The organism is Niveispirillum sp. FG148, from assembly GCF_057809655.1.
The window spans coordinates 382790-400497 of sequence record NZ_JBMDKJ010000001.1 but is presented as its reverse complement, the minus strand read 5'-3'; the positions used below and the strand labels follow the sequence as shown (position 1 = coordinate 400497).

Here is a 17708-nt window from a genome sequence, read left to right as displayed (position 1 = left end):
GCTGGTTCAGCCCTCCGACAGGTTGGAATTTTCCGCAAACCCCTGCGCCCACGGATTGCAGATACCGCCCCCGATGCCGGACCATGACCAAGGTCCGATGCCTTCACGACAAGGGATGTCCCCATGCGCGCTCTGCTGCTCACCACCGCCCTGGCCGGCGCCCTGTTCGCTGGCACGGTACCGGCACTTGCCGATGACCTGTCGCTGGTGATGAAGCCGGGCGCCATCGATGCGGGCGGTCTGGTGCCCTATGTCGATGTGGAGATGACCATCACCGGGCCGGGCGCCGCGGCCGGCAGCCCCCTGCTGCGCCTGCCCATCGTCGCCAGCAATGTCGTGACCGTGGCCAACGATTTGCGCGACCTGACCGTCAGCGACGCCCAGGGTCCGGTCCCCGTCAGCAGCAGTGACGAGGCGGAAAAGGGCCTGACCGCACACCGCATCTGGACCGCCGGCCGGGCCATCACCGGGCCGTTGACCGTGCGCTATCGTGCCCCCATCACCAATGCACCGCTGCTGCGCGGGGCCGCCCCGCCCTTCAACCTGCGCAGCGAGGCCGGGGGATTTTCAGCGGCCGGCAACAGCTTCCTGATCCTGCCGGCCGATGGTGAGCATGCCTATGATGTTACGCTGCGCTGGGATCTGTCGGCCCTGCCGCGCGGGGCCGCCGGCCTGTCCAGCCTGGGCATGGGCGATGCGCAGGCGCTGAAGATGCCGGCCGACCGGCTGGCCGATGCCTATTACATGGCGGGCATGGTCGGATATTACGGCCGTTCCGACGGCTATTTCGGCGGCTGGCAGGGCAAGCCGCCCTTTAATGCGGCCGACATGCTGGCCTGGGGCGATCAGTTGCACGGCTTCTACTCCCGCTTCTTCGGCGACAGCACGCCCGGCGCCTATGGTGTGTTCATGCGGCCCAACCCGGTCAATCCCGGTGGCGGCGTGGAACTCAACAATTCCTTCGCCCTGACCTTTGATGACAAGACCGATGCCGATGATCTGAAACTGACCCTGGCGCATGAGATGCTGCACACCTGGGTCAATTCCCTGGACGAGCCGTCGGGTCTGCTCTCCTCCTGGTTCGGGGAAGGGCTGGCTGTCTATTACCAGCGCGTGCTGCCCCTGCGCGCCGGCATGATTACCCCGGACGAATTCCTGGCCGACCTGAACACCCATGCCGGGCGCTATTACACCAATGCCCTGGCCGGCACGCCCAATGACGATATCCCCAAGCTGTTCTGGGCCGACACGCGCGTACGGGTGCTGCCCTATGACCGGGCGTCGCTCTATTTCGCCCATGTCGACCATCAGATCCGCAGGGCAAGCAAGGGCAAGCGCTCGCTGGACGATCTGGTGAAGGTGCTGCTGGCCCGACGCAAGGCGGGGCAGAAGCTGGCCCAGGCCGATTGGGAAGCCCTGGTCGCCAAGGAACTGGGGGACCAGGGGCGCATCGATTTTCAGGCCATGATGCACGGTGCGCTGGTCCTGCCTGCATCCGATGCGTTCGGGCCGCAATTCCAGCGCACGACCAAACGCCTGCGCCGGTACGAGCTGGGGTTCGAGCCGGCTTCCCTGACCCGTTCGCCCCGCGTTGTCACCGGCCTGATCCCCGGATCAGCGGCGGACAAGGCCGGCCTGCGCGACGGGGACGAGATCATGAAGCCCGTGGGCCAGGATGGGTTGCAGGGGCGCCAGGATGGCTGGCTGATCCTGGATGTGAAGCGCGGTGACGACCGCATGGAAATCCGTTACCAGCCACGCGGCGAAACGGTCGACGCCTGGCAATGGGAACGCGCACCCGGCCGCTGATCACGCCCCCCGTGACGCCAAGAAGGAATTCGACATCAAGGCGTTACAAAAGGGGCTGTGCAGGTGCGACAAAATGGGTCACCATACCTTACGCGACCGGCCCGACAAGAGGCGTGGCGCAGCCCTGTCCAACACAGGTGGGAGGTGACCATGGTAGCTTTGCGTGACGGGGAGAGCCTGCTGCCTCTCCCTTCCGATTATGTGCCCGTGCCGACATCGCGCCGGCTGAACAACAATGATTTGCAGGCGGCCCTGGCCGCCGGCTGGGATGATTTCCGCTGCGAGCCGGCCTATGGCGTGCTGTTCGGTGGCATCTACGCCCTGCTGGGCCTGGGTGGTGCCATCGCCGTCGGCTCGCTGGGCTGGCAGCACCTGCTGTTCCCGGCCATGACCGGATTTCTGCTGTTCGGCCCCTTCGCGGCGCTGGGTCTTTATGAGATCAGCCGACGGCGCCAGCGCGGCCGGCCGGTGGAAGCGCCGAAAGTGTTCTTCGCCTTCCGGCGCCACGGCGGAAGCCAGATCGGATTGCTGGGGGTGTTCCTGCTGTTCGCCACGATGGTGTGGCTGCGGATCGCCACCCTGATCTACGCGCTTTATTTCGGGGCGGTGTCGATGGACGTCGCGACCTTGTGGGCCACTGTCACGGGAAGCATCTACGGGCTGCAATTCGCGGCCACAGGCATCGTGGCCGGCGGCATCATCGCCACGACCATCTTTGCCGTTTCGGTCTTCGCCGTACCGATGTTGCTGGACCGCGACATTGATGTCGTGACGGCCATGATCGCCAGCTTCCGCGCCGTGACCACCAATCCACAGATGATGCTGGCTTGGGCCGCCATGGTGGCGGTGGTGATCGGCGCCAGTGTGCTGGGCGGCTTGCTGGGTCTGGTCGTGACCTTGCCCTGGTTGGGGCATTCCACCTGGCACCTTTATGTGCGTGCCTTTGGGGAGATCAAGGCGGATTAAGGGCTGCCGCCGGTCGCATCAGCGATAAGGATAGCAGGGGCGGGCGCCATGATGCACCCGCCCTTTTTTTTGCCCGGACAGCCCGCCCGACAGCGGGTCATACCTGCCGCCAGCCGGCCGCCTGGACAGGGTACACAAAGGGGGCGCCGGCGCCCAATCCGCATCGTCAGCCGCGCCGAGCGGCATCCGTATGCCTTTGTTTTTCAATAAGAAGTCAGTTCAGAAGAGCTCACCCCTTGAGTTCGGGGAATTATAAAATCAAATTAATTGACAAAAGATTAGCTGTTTCTTAACCTCATGTTTGTGGGGCCCATCACCATTCCCGCTCGTCTGGGCGCACTGGTTAGACCCCATTTAATAAAGCAAATTAAAAAAAGACTGAGTGGGAGTGAACAATCATGAAGGCAGACATCAGACATCCCTTCATTCCATCCCGCACCAGGATGGAATATGGCGAAATCCCGTCCGTGAACAGCCGACGCGCTGACCACGAAGGCTCCGCACCGCAGGCGCATCACCGCTTATGCGCAGCGCGACGACAAAGCCCCGACTGATCCGGCACCGTCGTCAGCACCCACGGCGATGATCCCTCTGCACGGCCGATTGGCATCTTAGCGTGTGATTGCACCCATTCGCACCCGGATGTTCATGATCGCGTTCCCGTGCCGTCCGCCCGACTGACCGCGGGCTTGAGGAACATCGTCACCACAAGGGCGCTGCCAGCCATAGCCACCGTCTCTCGCCCCCGTTCCGGGAAGGCCGCCGCGTGTCCGCATCGGACGCGCGGCGGACGAACGGGAATCAAGAAAGCCACCAAACAAAGGGCCTCGCAAAGATCATGAGCCTCAGCAAACTCAAAGTATTAGCGCTACTTTCGGCTTCGGGTCTGGCATTGACGGTCACAGCCGCCGCTCAGGCGCAGCAGACTGACAGCGCTGGCACACTGGAAGAAATCATCGTCGTCGGCCAGCGCAAGGCCCTGAACAACGCGCAGGAAACCAAGCGCAACGCGGAGGAGATTGTCGATTCGATCTCCGCCGTGGATATCGGCGCCCTGCCCGACCGTTCGGTGACGGAAGCCTTGCAGCGCGTACCAGGCGTCAGCATCGGCCGCACCAACGAGGTGCGCGACATCGACCGTCTGAATGTCGAAGGCTCCGGCGTGCAGATCCGCGGCCTGACCTGGGTGCGCTCGGAAATCAACGGCCGCGACAGCTTCGGCGCCAAGAATGGCCGCGCGCTGGGCTGGGAAGATGTGACGCCCGAACTGGCCGCCGGGGTGGACGTACACAAGAACCCGTCGGCCGACATCGTGGAAGGTGGTCTGGGCGGCACCGTCAATCTGCGCACCTGGATGCCCTTCGACACTTCCGGTGAGAAGATGGCGGCCTCGCTGGACGCCACCTATGGCGACCTGCGCAAGAAGTGGACGCCGTCCGCGTCGGGCCTTTACTCGAACCGCTTTGATACCGGTATCGGCGAGATCGGCTTCCTGATCGACATCGCGCATTCCGAACTGAACAGCCGCCTGAATGCCATCGAGGTCGATCCTTACAACGTCCATTCGGCGACGACCAAGTCGTCCTATGACGGCGGCGCCTCGCTGAATTTCAACGGCAACAACAAGATCACGGGCCAGCCCAAGGATGTGGTGATGGTGCCGACGGGCGCCCAGTGGCGCCTGCAGGACCGTGACAAGACCCGCGACGGCGTCTACAGCGCGATCCAGTGGAAGCCCAGCGAAACCACCGAGATCTATTCGACCTTCTTCCTGTCAAAGTCGAAGCTGATCAACCAGGATCATTTCGCCCAGACCTCGGCCTGCTGCTCGGCCACCAACAACCAGAACTTCTCCAACCAGCCCGCGTCGGGCACCAATTTCACCTATGACAGCGATGGCAACTTCCTGACCGGCACCATCGTTGATGGCGGCGGCGGCGGCAATGGCGTTGCCAACAGCTTCCTGATGAACCTGGGCACCCGCTATGGCTGGGACAAGGCGCAGACCTGGGACAGTTCCACGGGCGTGAAGTGGGAAGGCGACCGCTGGTCGGTGAAGGCCGATTTCCAGCGGATCGAGGCCAAGCGCGACGTCTATGACATGACCGTCTACAACACGGTCACCATGCCGGGCGGTATCGGTCTGGATCTGACGGGCAGCGTGCCGAAGATCACGGCCAGCAACCTGACCCAGACGCCCAGCGCCTTCAATCTCTATGCCGCGATGGACCATAACGAGATCGACCGCGCCAACCAGAACACCGGCAAGATCGACGTCGCCTATGATGTCGATGGCGATTTCCTGAAGTCGCTGAAGTTCGGCGGCCGCATGACCGACCGTCACTCGGTGCAGAAGGATGGCGGCTATAACTGGGCCCTGATCACCGCCCCCTGGGCTTTCTCCCAGTCAGCGACGGTCGACAAGTTCCCGCAGTATCAGGAAACGGTCAGCTTCGATAACTTCTTCCGGGGCAGCAGCACGCCGCCGTCCCTGCTGATGCCGTCGATGGAATTGGCGAAGACCAATTCCCTGCTGTCAGCACATATCCAGAACCTGCTCTACACCCCCAACCTGGGCAAGGGCCTGTCGGCGCCGACCTCGAACGATTACGGCTATTACTGCTCCACCTGCGGTAACGGCACGATCCCGTCCTGGGCGGCCAATGGCGGCAAGTACAGCCCGTTCCCGGTCGGCAGCCTGGCCTCCTACCTGCCCATCTGGGCCGGTGCGCCGGTGGATGCCAACAACAAGCCGCTGAATCCCAGCCAACCGGTCGGGTCCAACATCAATTTCTGGACGCCCTTCAACGGCAACTACGAATTTGCTCCCACCTCCACCTCCGGCTTCGGCACCAACGACCAGACGGAACGCACCCAGGCCGCCTATGCCACGGCGCGCTTCGGATCGGACACGCTGTTCGGGTCTGATCTGGAATGGGATGGCAATGTCGGGGCGCGTCTGGTCCGCACGGAAAGCATTTCCAAGGGCTTCGCCCACTTCCCGTCCCTGTCGCTGACGGGCGACACCTCCGCCTATTCGGCGGCGGCCCTGGAAGCGACCAAGTTCGCGAACGGCGCCAATACCAAGACACGGTACAAGAACGATTACACCAACTTCCTGCCCAGCCTGAACCTGCGCTTCAAGCCGGATGACGACAAGGCGATCCGCTTTGCCGCCGCCACCTCCATCGTGCGGCCGGACTTCTACCAGCTGCAGCCGTCCTTCACCATGTACGGCACCTACCAGACCCGTCGGGCCACCACGGCCGACAATGTCTTCAACACCTCCACCGGCAAGTCCTATACCCAGGCAGAACTGGACAAGGCGGTCACCGATGGCAGCCCCGTCATGTACAACACGGGCGTAGCCTTCAATTACTTCTCCGGCAACCCCGACCTGAAGCCGATGAAGGCCCATTCGTTCGACCTGTCGTTCGAATGGTATGTGAAGCCGGGTTCGATGTTCGCCTTCGGCATCTTCGACAAGGAAGTACGTAACTATATCCAGGGTCAGCAGACCTCGCTGCAATTGACCAACAACGGCGTCACCCAGACCGTTGTCGGCACCATCCCGCAGAATTTCGGCAAGGGCCGCATCTACGGTATCGAAGGTCAGGCCACGTACTTCTACGACGAACTGCCGGGTATCCTGTCGGGCTTGGGGACGGACTTCAACTTCACCATCCTGCGAAGCTCTGGCACCCGTAACACCACCAGCAACGTCTTCGACGGTGTGCAGATCGGCGCGTCGAAGCTGAACCTGCCGCTGGAACAATTGTCCAAATACTCGTTCAACGCGGCCTTGCTCTATGCCAAGTACGGGTTCGATGTGCGCCTGGCCTATAACTGGCGTTCGCGTTACCTGATGTCGGCCTCGGCCTCCAACGTCCAGGCGCCGGCCTATATGGAGGATTATGGCCAGATGGATGCGTCGCTGATCTATTCGGTCACCGACAATATCAAGGTGGGCGTGCAGGCTGCCAACCTGCTGAACACCAAGAACGTCATCTCCATCGATCAGCGTGACAACTGGTATTACGGCACCCAGGGCATTATGAGCGACAGCCTGATCTACAAGCACAATTACACTGTCGCCGATCGCCGCTACACCTTCGTGCTGCGCGCGACCTATTGATGATCCGGTCGTTGGTGGCCTCTACGGCCACCAACGGTCTGTTGTACAATAGCGGCTCCCCGTCCGGTCCGCCGGCCGGGGAGTTTCGTCTTGATGGAGTATCCGGGCTTGGTCGCATCCCCCATCCGGCATCTGGTCATTGTTGGTGGCGGCACCGCCGGCTGGATGGCGGCCGCCTTCCTGTCCAACCTGTTCCCCGCGCACCGGCTGCGTCTGACCCTGGTGGAATCGGCGGAAATCGGGACCGTGGGCGTGGGCGAGGCGACGATTCCGCCCATCCAGTTCTTCAACCGCGCCGTCGGTATCGACGAGGCGGCATTCCTGAAGGCCACCGAGGGCACATTCAAGCTCGGCATTGAGTTTGTCGATTGGACGCAGCCCGGCCATCGGTACATGCATCCCTTCGGCCAGCCGGGACAGGCGATCCTGGGCGTGTCATTTCATGCCTGGTGGCTGCGCCTGCGGGCCGCCGGCTACACCGCCCCCCTGTCCGATTTCTGGTTGAGCGAGGTTCTGGCCTATCAGAACCGCTTCGACGTGCCGACCGGCGACCAACGCAACCCGAAATCCAGCCTGTCCTACGCCTATCATTTCGATGCCGGGCTCTACGCCCAATATCTGCGCACCATCGCCGAACCGCGCGGGGTGGAACGGGTGGAAGCGACCGTGGCCGACGTCGGCATCGACCCGCAGGACGGCAGTATCAGCCACCTGACCCTGGCCGATGGCCGCCGCATTGAGGGCGACTATTTCATTGACTGCACCGGCTTCCGCGCCCTGCTGATCGGTCAGGCCCTGGGCCGGGACTATGAGGACTGGTCGCATTACCTGCCGGCCAACCGGGCCGTGGCCGTGCCGTCCGCCCGCATGGCCGACCCCATCCCCTATACCCGTGCCACGGCGCGGCCGGCCGGCTGGCAATGGCGCATCAACCTGCGCCACCGCACGGGCAACGGCTATGTCTATGTCAGCGACCATCTGGACGACGCGCAGGCGGCCGACACGCTGCTGGCCAATCTGGATGGGCCGGCCCTGGCCGACCCGCGTTTCCTGCGCTTCACCACGGGCCGGCGGCGACAGTCGCGCTATAAGAATGTACTGGCCGTGGGGCTCAGTTCCGGGTTCCTGGAACCGCTGGAAAGCACCTCCATCCATTTCATTCAGCACGCGCTGATCAAATTCGCCGCGACCTTCCCCATGGGCAAGGATGATGCGCTGTCCGCCGCCCTCTATAATCGGATCATGGGGGAGGAACTGGAGCAGGTGCGCGACTTCCTGATCTTCCACTATCACGTCAATGGCCGCGTGGGTGAACCGCTGTGGGACCGGATGCGGCACATGGCAGTGCCCGACAGTCTGACGGAAAAGATGGACCTGTTCCGAACCCGCGGCTTCGCCATTTTCCCCAACCAGACCCTGTTCCAGGAACCGAACTGGATCGCGGTCATGCTGGGCCAGGGGCTGGACCCGCAGGGCTTCGACCCGCTGACGGAGGGGGCCGACCTGGCAGAGGTGCGCAAGGGCTTTGAGGCCACGCGGGAGATCATCGCCCGCACGGCCGCATCGGCCCCGACGCATGAGGATTATTTGAACCGTCTGGTGGCCCAGGCGGGACGGAGGCCGGCATGAGGAACCTGAACCGCATCCTGATCGTGGGCGGCGGCACGGCCGGCTGGATGGCGGCCTGTGCCCTGAACCAGGCCGTCCGCCGCATGGGCACGACGGTGGAGTTGGTGGAGTCCGAGGAGATCGGCACCGTCGGCGTCGGCGAGGCCACGGTGCCCACCATCCGCGACTTCAACCGCTCCATCGGCCTGGACGAGGTCGCCTTCATGAAGGCGACCAATGGCAGCTTCAAGCTGGGCATCCAGTTCCAGGATTGGCGCAGCAAGGGCAGCCGCTTCTTCCACGGTTTCGGCGATTACATCGTCAATGCCGGGCCCTTTTCCACCCTCAACCATTGGCTGGTCGCCCGGCATCTGACGGGGGAAGACGCTGTCGGATCATTCGACGATTATCATATGGCGGCCGTCATGGCCGAACAGGGCCGCTTCGCCGCCCCCGACAACGACCCCCGGTCGCCCTATCATTATTTCAGCTATGCCTTCCATTTCGACGCCAGCCTCTACGCCCGCCTGCTGCGCGGCAAGGCGGAAGCGGAGGGGGTGACACGTCATGAAGGCCGCATCATTGGCGTGGACCGCCACCCGGAAACGGGTTTCATCCGCTCTGTGACGCTGGCCGATGGGCGGGTGCTGGAAGCGGACCTGTTCATCGACTGTTCGGGCTTCATCGCGCTGCTGGCCGACAAAGCCTTGCAGGAACGCTTCATCGACTACAGCCACTGGCTGCCCGTCGATCGCGCCTGGGCCGTGCCCTGCGCCAGTGCCGGGCCATTGCAGCCCTTCACGCGTTCCACAGCGCTGGAGGCCGGGTGGCAATGGCGCATCCCGCTGCAACATCGCACCGGCAACGGCTATGTCTTTTCCAGCGCCCATATCGGGGAGGACGCGGCGCGGGAACGGCTGCTGTCCAACCTGGACGGGGCGGCCCTGGCCGAACCACGTCTGCTGCGCTTCAAGACCGGCCGTCGGGAACGGTTCTGGGTGGGCAACTGCGTGGCCATCGGCCTCTCGTCCGGCTTTGTCGAGCCGCTGGAATCCACCGCCATCTCCCTGATCCAGGGCGGCATCACGCGGCTGGTCAATCTGCTGCCCGATCTGGATTTCAACCCGGCGCTGGCGGCCGAATATAACCGCATCCAGGCCCTGGAATTCGACCGCATCCGCGATTTCATCATCCTGCATTATTGCCTGACCCAGCGTGACGACAGCGATTTCTGGCGCGAACGCCGCTCCATGCCCCTGCCCGACAGTCTGGCCAGCCGGATCGAGACCTTCCGCGAGACGGGCCATGTCGTGCTGCTGAACGAAGAAACCTTCGTCACGCCCAGCTGGCAGGCCCTGTTCATCGGCCTGGGCGTGATCCCCCGCCGCCTGGACCCACTGATGGCGGCACAGGACAAGGCGGAATTGCTGGAAACCCTGCGCCTGCGCCGCACCAGTCTGGCCCGCGCGGCAGAACGCCTGCCCACCCACGCGGAATTCATCAACCGGCATTGCCGGGCGGCCGCGTAACCAAATCGAACCGAATGCCACGGTCCCGAAATCGGGGCTGAAAGGAGAGCCATGTCCACGACCCGCCGACAATTCCTGTTGACCGGCGCCGCCCTGGCCGCCGCCCTGCCCGCGCGGGCCGGGGCCCCCGCTTTGCTGCCGGCATCGGCATCCAGCCTGCCGCGCTGGCGTGGCTTCAACCTGCTGGAAAAATACACGTTGAAGAACAACGGCCCCTTCCGGGAATGGGATTTCGATTTCATCGCGGAAAACAGCTTTAACTTCATCCGCCTGCCGATGGATTACCGGATCTGGACAAGGCCGACGGGCGGGATCGATGAGGCGCCGCTGAAGGAGATTGATCAGGCGCTGGACTGGGCACGGGCGCGCGGCATCCACCTGTGCCTCTGTCTGCACCGTGCCCCCGGCTATTGCATCAACCCGCCCAAGGAACCGCTGGATCTGTGGGCCGATGATGCCGGTGGCGGGGTGGCGCGACAGGCCTTTGCCGCGCAATGGCGCCTGTTTGCCGCCCGCTATCGTGGCGTGCCGTCCGATGCCCTGTCCTTCGATCTGGTCAATGAACCGGGCGAGGTGACGGGTGCCGCCTATCATCGGGTGGCCAATGCCGCCGTCACCGCCATCCGGGAGGAGGATCCGCAGCGTCTGGTCATCGCCGATGGCACGGGCGGCGGGCGCAACCCGGTGCCGGAACTGGCATCGCTGGGCATTGCCCAATCAGGCCGCGGCTATGAACCGTTCAGCCTGACCCATTTCCAGGCACCCTGGGTGAAGGGTGCGGATGCCTACCCCGTCCCCACCTGGCCCGCCCACGACCCCGCGACGGGGCAGATGATCGATCGCGAAACCCTGCGACAGCGCCATATCGCGCCTTGGCAGGCGCTGCAACGGCAGGGGGTGGGGGTGATGGTCGGTGAGTGGGGCGTCTATCGCCACACGCCCCATCCCGTCACCCTGGCCTGGATGGCCGATGTGCTGGCCAACTGGCGTGATGCCGGCTGGGGCTGGTCCCTTTGGAACCTGCGTGGCGATTTTGGCCCGCTGGACAGCCGGCGCAGCGACGTCCGTTACGAGGATCGACAGGGACGGCAATTGGACCGGGCCATGCTGGACCTGTTGCGCGCGGGTTGAGCGCGCCTTACGCGAACAGCGACAGCAGGTCCGCCGCCGCCCACCCGCTCTGGCCCAGCAGCACCAGGATCAGCAGCGCACCGGCCAGGGCGGGACCGAACGGGATTTCCCCGCTGCTGTCCCCGCCGCGCTGCGACAGCAGCGCAAACCCCAGTCCCAGCAGGCCCGACAGCAGCAGGAAGGGCGACAGGAAGCCCGGCCCCAGCCACAGCCCCGCGCCGGCCATCAGCTTCACATCGCCCAGGCCCAGCGCCTCCCGCCCGCGCCAGCGGCTGACGGCGAAGCGCACGCCCAGGGCCAGACCGCCATACAGCACCGCCCCGGCCAACCCATCCACCGGGTCCAGCAGACCCACCGCCATGGCACAGAGCCCCAGCAGCGCCAGGATCACCTGCCCGACATCGGGCAGATAGCGCCAGTCCAGATCGACCAGGGCCAGGAACAGCAGGTCGGTGCCCAGCAAGGCCAGCAGCAGCGCCTGCACCGGATCGGGGAACAGACAGGCGCAGGTGGCCCAATAAAGCGCCGTCGCCCCCTCCACCAGCGCATAGCGTCCGGACACGCCCAACCCGCAATGGCGGCAGCGACCGCGCAGCCACAGCCAGGACAGCACGGGCACCAGATCAACCGGGCCCAGCGCCGTGCCGCAGGATGGGCAGGCTGACCGCCCCCACATCGTCACACCGCGTGGCAGCCGCCAGGCCATGGCAGCGGTGAAACTGCCAAAACAGGCACCGGTCAGGCCGAAAACCAGGATAGGGAACAGGGCGTCAGCCATGGATCAATGGGCGGGCGCGGGCACGGCGATGTCGGCATCGGCCCCGCTGCCGCCCGGCTTGCCATCGGCGCCCAGCGACAGGATTGTCACATCCTGTCCACCCCGGCCGGGCTGGTACAGATAGGGACGATCCCAAGGATCGCTGGGAACGGCCCCTTCCAGATAGGGACCCATCCAGCGGCGGGCGGCCCCGGCATCGCGGGGCGGGGTGACCAGCAGCGCCAATCCTTCCTCCGGCGTCGGCAGGCGGCCGATATCCAGGCGCAGGGTCTCCAACGCCGTCTTCAGCACACGGGCCTGCGCCGTGGCTGCCGTCACCTTGCCGCGATCCACGTTCGACAGCAAGCGCATGCCGACAAGACCCAGCAGCAGGCCGATGATGACCAGCACCACCAGCATTTCCAGAAGCGTGAAGCCGGCCTGACGGCGGCGGCGGGGATGGCGGATCATCTCTTCTCTCTCAAGGGTCATTTCGAAGCCGGATCGGACAGGGACTGGCCAATATGCAGGCGGTACCGCTCCCCCCCGGGTGACAGCAGGTCGACAGCGTTGTTGCCCACCCCGACCAGCCGCCAGCCGGCCCAGTCCTGGCCCGGCGCCAGGGTGCGGGTGGCGCTGCCGCGGCGCAGCAGGGCCACCCCCTGCCCGTCGCCGCGCCGGCCAATGCCGGACAGCGTCAGCGCAGCCGTGATCGGCGCGGACGCTGGCGCCGCTGTCATGCCCTGGCTTTCCACCGCACCGCGCCGGCCCGGCACAAACAGCGGACGTTCGGCCACGGCCCGCAGATCCTCCAGCGGCGGCAGGGAATAGCCGGTATCCCCGACGTCCTGGGCCGCAACAGGCATCGCCACCACGCAAAGCAGAAGGGCAAAGGTCCGCCTCATGGTGCTTCCCCCCCGTCTGTGTGCCGCAGCCCGACGACCGTCAGCGACAGGGACAGGCGCGTCCCATCCTCTGCCGCCGGCCGCAGCTCCAGGCCCGTCACCACCAGACGCGGCTGCCCGCCTTCCACGACATGCAGCAGACGCCGCAACTGGTCATGGCCCAACGCGGCATCCAGGCGCACGCCCACCCGCCTGTCATCCTCGGGATCGGGGGGCAGGACCTGAACGCTGACCAGTTGCCCGCCCACCTGGGCCAGTTGCTGCACCAGCAGCCCCTGCAAACCGGCGCCGGCCAGCGCCGGACCGTCGCCGGCCACATAATCGACCGACAGCCCGTCCAGACCGGCCAGCGCCGCCTGTTCGGCCAGCAGCCTTTCGCCGCGCTCGGCCAGACGGGCCTGTCCCGCTCGCTCCACGCTCAGGGCGGCGATCTGCGCCCGCTGGTCCAGCAGCAGGTCGGCCAGCGGCCAGACCAGCAGCAGCAGGACCAGCAGCGCCAGCCCCCCATTGATCCCGGCATAAAGCCGGCGCGCCGCGGCCGGATCGGTCAGCATCGTCTCAAGCCGGGGCATCGGCGCTCACCTTCACGGACAGATGGAACCGGTCGCCACGCGGCCCGGCGCGCAGCAAGGCCGCCTCGAACCGCGCATCCTCGAAATGCGGGGACGCGTCCAGCAGCGACAGCAGGGCCGCCCCATCGGCGGCATAGCCTTCCAGATGCAGCCGCCCCTCCTCCACCCGCAGCGCCGTCAGGTGGCTGTCATCGGGCAAAAGCCGGCTCAGCCGATCCAGCATCAGCAGCAGGGATGGCGCATCGCGCCGGGCCGTAACGGCGGCCAGGATGTCGGCCCGCTGCCGGGCGATGCGGTGGCCCAGGCTGCGCAGCTGCTCCTGTTCGGCCTGCCCCGCCGCCACCTCCATCCGCAGGCTGGCCAACTGGCTTTCATTCACAATCGCCGCCGACAGCGGCAGGGCCAGCAGCAGCAGGGCGGCCAGCGTCAGGCGCGGCGGCAGGCGGCGCCCCGCCGGCTCCACCAGGGGCAGGTCGCCCCCCTTCCCCACCCGCACCGACAAAGGCGCCCCCAGCGTCCCCGCCGCCGCCAGTGCGGGTTCCAGCACGGATCGCGGCAGCAGATCGATGCGCAGATGCAGCCCGTCCACCCCCGTCCCCTCCACCGTCACCCCGAACAGGGCGGTATCGGGCGTCAGCGGCGACCATTGGCCCAGTTGCAGCGCCACCACCCGGCGCAGATGCGGCAGGGCCGACAAAGGCAGGGTCCGCCGCAGGGTCAGCACCGGCACCTCTGGCAGTCCCAGGCACCAGGGCCCGGACCGGATCGGCCCGTCCCCAGCCGGCAGCAGTGCGGCCCCCGTCCAGCGGTAAAGCACAGGTTCCCGCAGCCCCGTCAGCCAGCGGGGCAGCAGCGCCAGCGTGCGGTCCAGCCACCAGCCGGCAAGCAGGCGTGTTTGATCGAAAAGGGCCGTCATTCCACCTCCGGGTCCGGATCGATCTCCGGTGCGGGTTCGCGCCATTCCAGCACGCGGAAGGCCTGGGGCCCGGCGATGCTGATCCAGATGACGGCTTCAGCACTGGCACTGGCGCCGTCGGGTGTACGGGTGCGGACGCGCAGCGTGTACAGGCTGCCGGGCGGCCCGCCACGCGTCAGGCCGATGGCCGACAGCGCCGCCGCGTCGCCCTCCCCCACGCCCGACAGGCCGGGCCAGGCGGTGCGCAGGGCCGGGGCCGCATGGCGCAGGTCGACACGGCCATCAGCCATGGCCGGACCATGCACCGTCAGCAGCGGATAAAGCCGGGCAAAGGCGGCGGGCGGCAATATGGCGCCCAGTTCCATGACGCTGTGCCAGGGTTCCCCCTGCCGCCGTCGCGCCGCCATTCCGGCCGACAGGGCGGTCGCCGCCTCAGACCCTGCCACGCGGGACGCGACGTCCGTCAGGAGGGCAGGATCGGCACGGTTCAGGTCCAGCCGCCCGCCCTCGTCCCACAGGCGCAGGGTGATGTGCCCTTCCGGCTCCGCCCAGGCGATCGGGCGGCCATCGGCGGCCAGGCGGCGGGCGGGATCGGGATGCGCGGCCAGCATCACGCCCAGGCTGATCCCCGTTTCCAGCAGGGCGCGGGCAGCCAGCACCTGATCCTGTCCCGCCTGACGGCGCGTGGCCTGATCGGCGGTGGCGGCGATGCCGGCGGCCAGCAGGGCCAGCGCCATGCCGGCCCACAGCGCCATGGGCAAGGCCACCCCCCGCTGTCGCCGATGGTCAGCCCGCACGGTCACGGCACCAGCCCTCCCCCAGCGACAGCACACAGCCCCGGTCAGTATCGGCGCGCACCGGCACCACCAACGCTGGCTGGTCCACCCCGCCCGCCGTCACCGACAGGCGCACCAGGCGCGGCCAGCGCCCGGCATCGGTCCATTCATCGCGCCACCCCTCCCGCGGGTCATCCCCGCGATAGGACAGGCGGAAGCGGAAATCCCCCTCCGCCAGCACGCTTTCATAAGGGATCGCGCCCGGCCGGTTCTGGCGATAGACCAGCCGCTCCCCCTTGCCCGCCGGCTCCACCACGATGCTGGCAAAGGCCAGCCCGCCGCGGCCGGGCAAGGGCGCATCGGCCAGCGGAAAATCCAGCCGGTCCGGCCGGGCCACCAGGCTGTAACGCTCCCGTCCGCCCTCCATCAGGGTCAGCGGCAGGGCACGCGCCACCTGCCGGCGCAGCACGTCGCGGACCAGGGACAGTTGCTCGGCCCGGTCGGCAATGGCACCGACGCGGGTGCGGGTGCGGCCCATGGTGCCCATGGCCGTCGCCGCTACGGCCAGCACCAGCCCCAGCACGACCAGCGCCACCATGGCTTCCAGCAGGGTGAAGCCCTTCTGTGTCGCCCTCATGGTGCCGCCACCAGCTTGGTGACGCTGAGATCGACCAGGGGGCCGCGCCCGTCCGCCACCTCGATCCGCGCGCGATAGGCCGCCATGCCGCGTTGCGCTGCGGCGTCGAAGGGGGCATCGGTGCGCGGCGTGATGGTCAGCGACCAGCGATACCTCCCGCCCTCCCCGTCATATCGGCCGAGGGCCAGCCGCCGTTCCACACCCAATGCTGCCAGTTGCGCCTCCGCAATGGCCTGCGCCTGGGCGCGGCGTTCCACCGACCGCCCCGCCCGCGCCCCACCGGCCATCAGGCTGTAGGCCGGCACCAGCACCAGGGCCAGCAGCATTAGCGCCACCAGCGTTTCCAGCAGGGTGAAACCCGCTTGTGCGGGATCAGTTCGCGTCATGGCGCACCCGTCCCGTCAGCCAGTCCACGGCCACGCGCCGTTCCCCGCCATGCTGGCCGTTCAGGCGGATATCGGCGCCGCTGGCGCTGCCATCGGGCAGGAAGCGGATGCGGGCGATGCCATCGCCCATCAACTCCGCATCGCCAACCACGCGCAGCCCTGCCGTGCCTGGCAATGGCATATCCAGCCGCACATCCACCGCCCGGCCCGTCCGCACCGCCTGTTCGCGCGCGGCCGACAGGGCGGCAGCCAGGGTGCGGGCATCGGCATCCAGGGCCGCCCCGCCCAGCGACAGGCGCGGCGCCACCAGGGCCGTGGCCAGCCCCAGCAGCAGCAGCACGACCAGCATTTCCAGCAGGGTGAAGCCCGCCTGACGGCGGCGATCAGAACGGCAGGTCATTGATCGACACCAGGGCCAGCAGGATCGACACGACAATGCCGCCCACGAACAGGGCCAGCAGCAGGATCAGGGCCGGTTCCAGCAGGGCCAGGAAGCGCTTGATGGCGGTCTCCAGCCGGTCCTCATACATCTCCGCCACCTGCTCCATCACCTCGGGCAGCCGCGCGCTCTGTTCGCCGATGCAGATCAGGGTGACGGCCAGATCGGGCAGCGGATGATCCTTGGGCAGGCCGGCCACCAGCGACCGTCCATCGCGCACCCCGTCGCGCATGGCCAGGGCGGCCCGCGCCAACACGCGATTGCCGGCAATGTCGGACGCCAGTTCCAGGGCGCGTGGCAGCCCCACGCCTGCCCGCAGCAGCACGGAAAGCCCGCGTGAAAACCGCGCCACGCCGGCCATGACCGCCATGGGCCCCAGCAGCGGCAGGCGCAGCAGCAGCCGATCGCGCCCGTCCGCCATCCCCGGCCGGCGCAGCAGCAGCCAGCCGGCCAGACCCGACAGCAGCAGCCCCGCCAGCGCCACATCGCCCCAGTCGCGCAGGAAGCCCGACAGGGCCATCACCCCGCGCGTGGCCAGTGGCAGGGCATGGCGGCTGTTGGCCAGCAGCGGGGCGAATTGCGGCACGACATAAAGCAGCAGCAGCAACAGCGACACGACCGCGACAAAGGCCAGCACCGCCGGGTAGATCAGGGCGGAGGTGACGGCGCGCGCCACCCGCCGCTGCCGGTCCAGCAGCAGGCAAAGCTGTTCCAGCACCAGATCCAGCGCCCCCGCCCCTTCGCCCGCCCGCACCATGGCGGTATAAAGCGGCGGGAAACCGCCGGCCGCGGCCAGCGCCTCGCCCAGCCCCTTGCCATCGCGCAGCCGGTCCAGCGCACGGCCCAGCGCCGGTTGCAGCCGGGCCGGCGCCAGCCCGCCCGCCAGTTGCGCCAGGGCCCGTTCCAGCGGCAGCCCGGCGCGCAGCAGCAGGCGCAGTTCCTTGGTGGCCAGCAGCAGGTCGCCGGTACCGGGTCCTGCCGCCGTCAGGACAATGCGCCGCCGCCCGGCCGGGGTGACCTTTACCGGCAGCCAGCCCTGCCCCTGCATCCAGCCCAGCAGCGCCGCCGCGTCCGCTGCGTCACGCCTGCCATCAATGGTCCGTCCGCCCGCATCCAGGGCGCGATAACTGAATTCGGGCATC

The 17708-nt window shown here is 66.9% G+C and carries 16 protein-coding genes; 6 read left to right on the top strand and 10 right to left on the bottom strand.

What is annotated here, in order from left to right; genetic code table 11:
- Window positions 1-123: 123 nt before the first annotated feature.
- From ACODTW_RS01750 to ACODTW_RS01725, 6 genes are all read left to right on the top strand, one after another.
- The gene (locus ACODTW_RS01750) at window positions 124-1809 is read left to right on the top strand and encodes a M61 family metallopeptidase (protein WP_488944148.1); all 1686 of its coding nucleotides are present in this window, start codon (window positions 124-126) and stop codon (window positions 1807-1809) included.
- 150 nt (window positions 1810-1959) lie between these two features.
- Window positions 1960-2775 (top strand): DUF2189 domain-containing protein, encoded by an 816-nt coding sequence (locus ACODTW_RS01745; protein WP_488944147.1) that lies wholly within the window; start codon window positions 1960-1962, stop codon window positions 2773-2775.
- An 892-nt stretch (window positions 2776-3667) separates the two neighbouring features.
- A complete protein-coding gene (locus ACODTW_RS01740; protein ID WP_488944146.1) occupies window positions 3668-6910 on the top strand; it encodes a TonB-dependent receptor in 3243 nt (1080 codons plus the stop codon).
- A gap of 108 nt (window positions 6911-7018) precedes the next feature.
- Complete coding sequence (locus tag ACODTW_RS01735; RefSeq protein ID WP_488944145.1) at window positions 7019-8539, top strand: tryptophan halogenase family protein; 1521 nt, start codon at window positions 7019-7021, stop codon at window positions 8537-8539.
- On the top strand, window positions 8536-10047 hold the full coding sequence (locus ACODTW_RS01730) for a tryptophan halogenase family protein (protein ID WP_488944144.1): 1512 nt from the start codon (window positions 8536-8538) through the stop codon (window positions 10045-10047). Before ACODTW_RS01735 ends, ACODTW_RS01730 begins: the two co-directional genes overlap by 4 nt.
- 51 nt (window positions 10048-10098) lie before the next feature.
- Entirely contained in the window at window positions 10099-11178 is a 1080-nt protein-coding gene (locus ACODTW_RS01725) for a glycoside hydrolase family 5 protein (RefSeq protein WP_488944143.1), read from the top strand.
- A gap of 7 nt (window positions 11179-11185) precedes the next feature.
- Here ACODTW_RS01725 and ACODTW_RS01720 read toward each other — a convergent pair whose 3' ends face one another.
- The 10 genes from ACODTW_RS01720 to ACODTW_RS01675 are packed head-to-tail and all read right to left on the bottom strand — an operon-like array spanning window position 11186 to window position 17707.
- On the bottom strand, window positions 11186-11956 hold the full coding sequence (locus ACODTW_RS01720; RefSeq protein ID WP_488944142.1) for a prepilin peptidase: 771 nt from the start codon (window positions 11954-11956) through the stop codon (window positions 11186-11188).
- Between the two features lie 3 nt (window positions 11957-11959).
- A complete protein-coding gene (gene gspG / locus ACODTW_RS01715) occupies window positions 11960-12406 on the bottom strand; it encodes a type II secretion system major pseudopilin GspG (protein ID WP_488944141.1) in 447 nt (148 codons plus the stop codon).
- Between the two features lie 17 nt (window positions 12407-12423).
- The gene (locus ACODTW_RS01710) at window positions 12424-12840 is read right to left on the bottom strand and encodes a hypothetical protein (RefSeq protein ID WP_488944140.1); all 417 of its coding nucleotides are present in this window, start codon (window positions 12838-12840) and stop codon (window positions 12424-12426) included.
- Complete coding sequence (gspM, locus tag ACODTW_RS01705; RefSeq protein ID WP_488944139.1) at window positions 12837-13412, bottom strand: type II secretion system protein GspM; 576 nt, start codon at window positions 13410-13412, stop codon at window positions 12837-12839. The genes ACODTW_RS01710 and gspM overlap by 4 nt, the downstream gene beginning before the upstream one ends.
- A complete protein-coding gene (locus ACODTW_RS01700; RefSeq protein WP_488944138.1) occupies window positions 13399-14328 on the bottom strand; it encodes a PilN domain-containing protein in 930 nt (309 codons plus the stop codon). Before ACODTW_RS01700 ends, gspM begins: the two co-directional genes overlap by 14 nt.
- Window positions 14325-15131 carry a hypothetical protein gene (locus ACODTW_RS01695; RefSeq protein ID WP_488944137.1) on the bottom strand — a complete coding sequence of 269 codons (807 nt, stop codon included), beginning with the start codon at window positions 15129-15131 and terminating at the stop codon, window positions 14325-14327. Before ACODTW_RS01695 ends, ACODTW_RS01700 begins: the two co-directional genes overlap by 4 nt.
- Entirely contained in the window at window positions 15115-15741 is a 627-nt protein-coding gene (locus ACODTW_RS01690; protein ID WP_488944136.1) for a prepilin-type N-terminal cleavage/methylation domain-containing protein, read from the bottom strand. Before ACODTW_RS01690 ends, ACODTW_RS01695 begins: the two co-directional genes overlap by 17 nt.
- A complete protein-coding gene (locus tag ACODTW_RS01685; RefSeq protein WP_488944135.1) occupies window positions 15738-16127 on the bottom strand; it encodes a prepilin-type N-terminal cleavage/methylation domain-containing protein in 390 nt (129 codons plus the stop codon). Before ACODTW_RS01685 ends, ACODTW_RS01690 begins: the two co-directional genes overlap by 4 nt.
- A complete protein-coding gene (locus ACODTW_RS01680; RefSeq protein WP_488944134.1) occupies window positions 16114-16527 on the bottom strand; it encodes a GspH/FimT family pseudopilin in 414 nt (137 codons plus the stop codon). The genes ACODTW_RS01685 and ACODTW_RS01680 overlap by 14 nt, the downstream gene beginning before the upstream one ends.
- Window positions 16511-17707, bottom strand: a complete 1197-nt coding sequence (locus ACODTW_RS01675; protein ID WP_488944133.1) for a type II secretion system F family protein — start codon at window positions 17705-17707, stop codon at window positions 16511-16513. The genes ACODTW_RS01680 and ACODTW_RS01675 overlap by 17 nt, the downstream gene beginning before the upstream one ends.
- Between the last annotated feature and the right edge of the window lies 1 nt (window position 17708).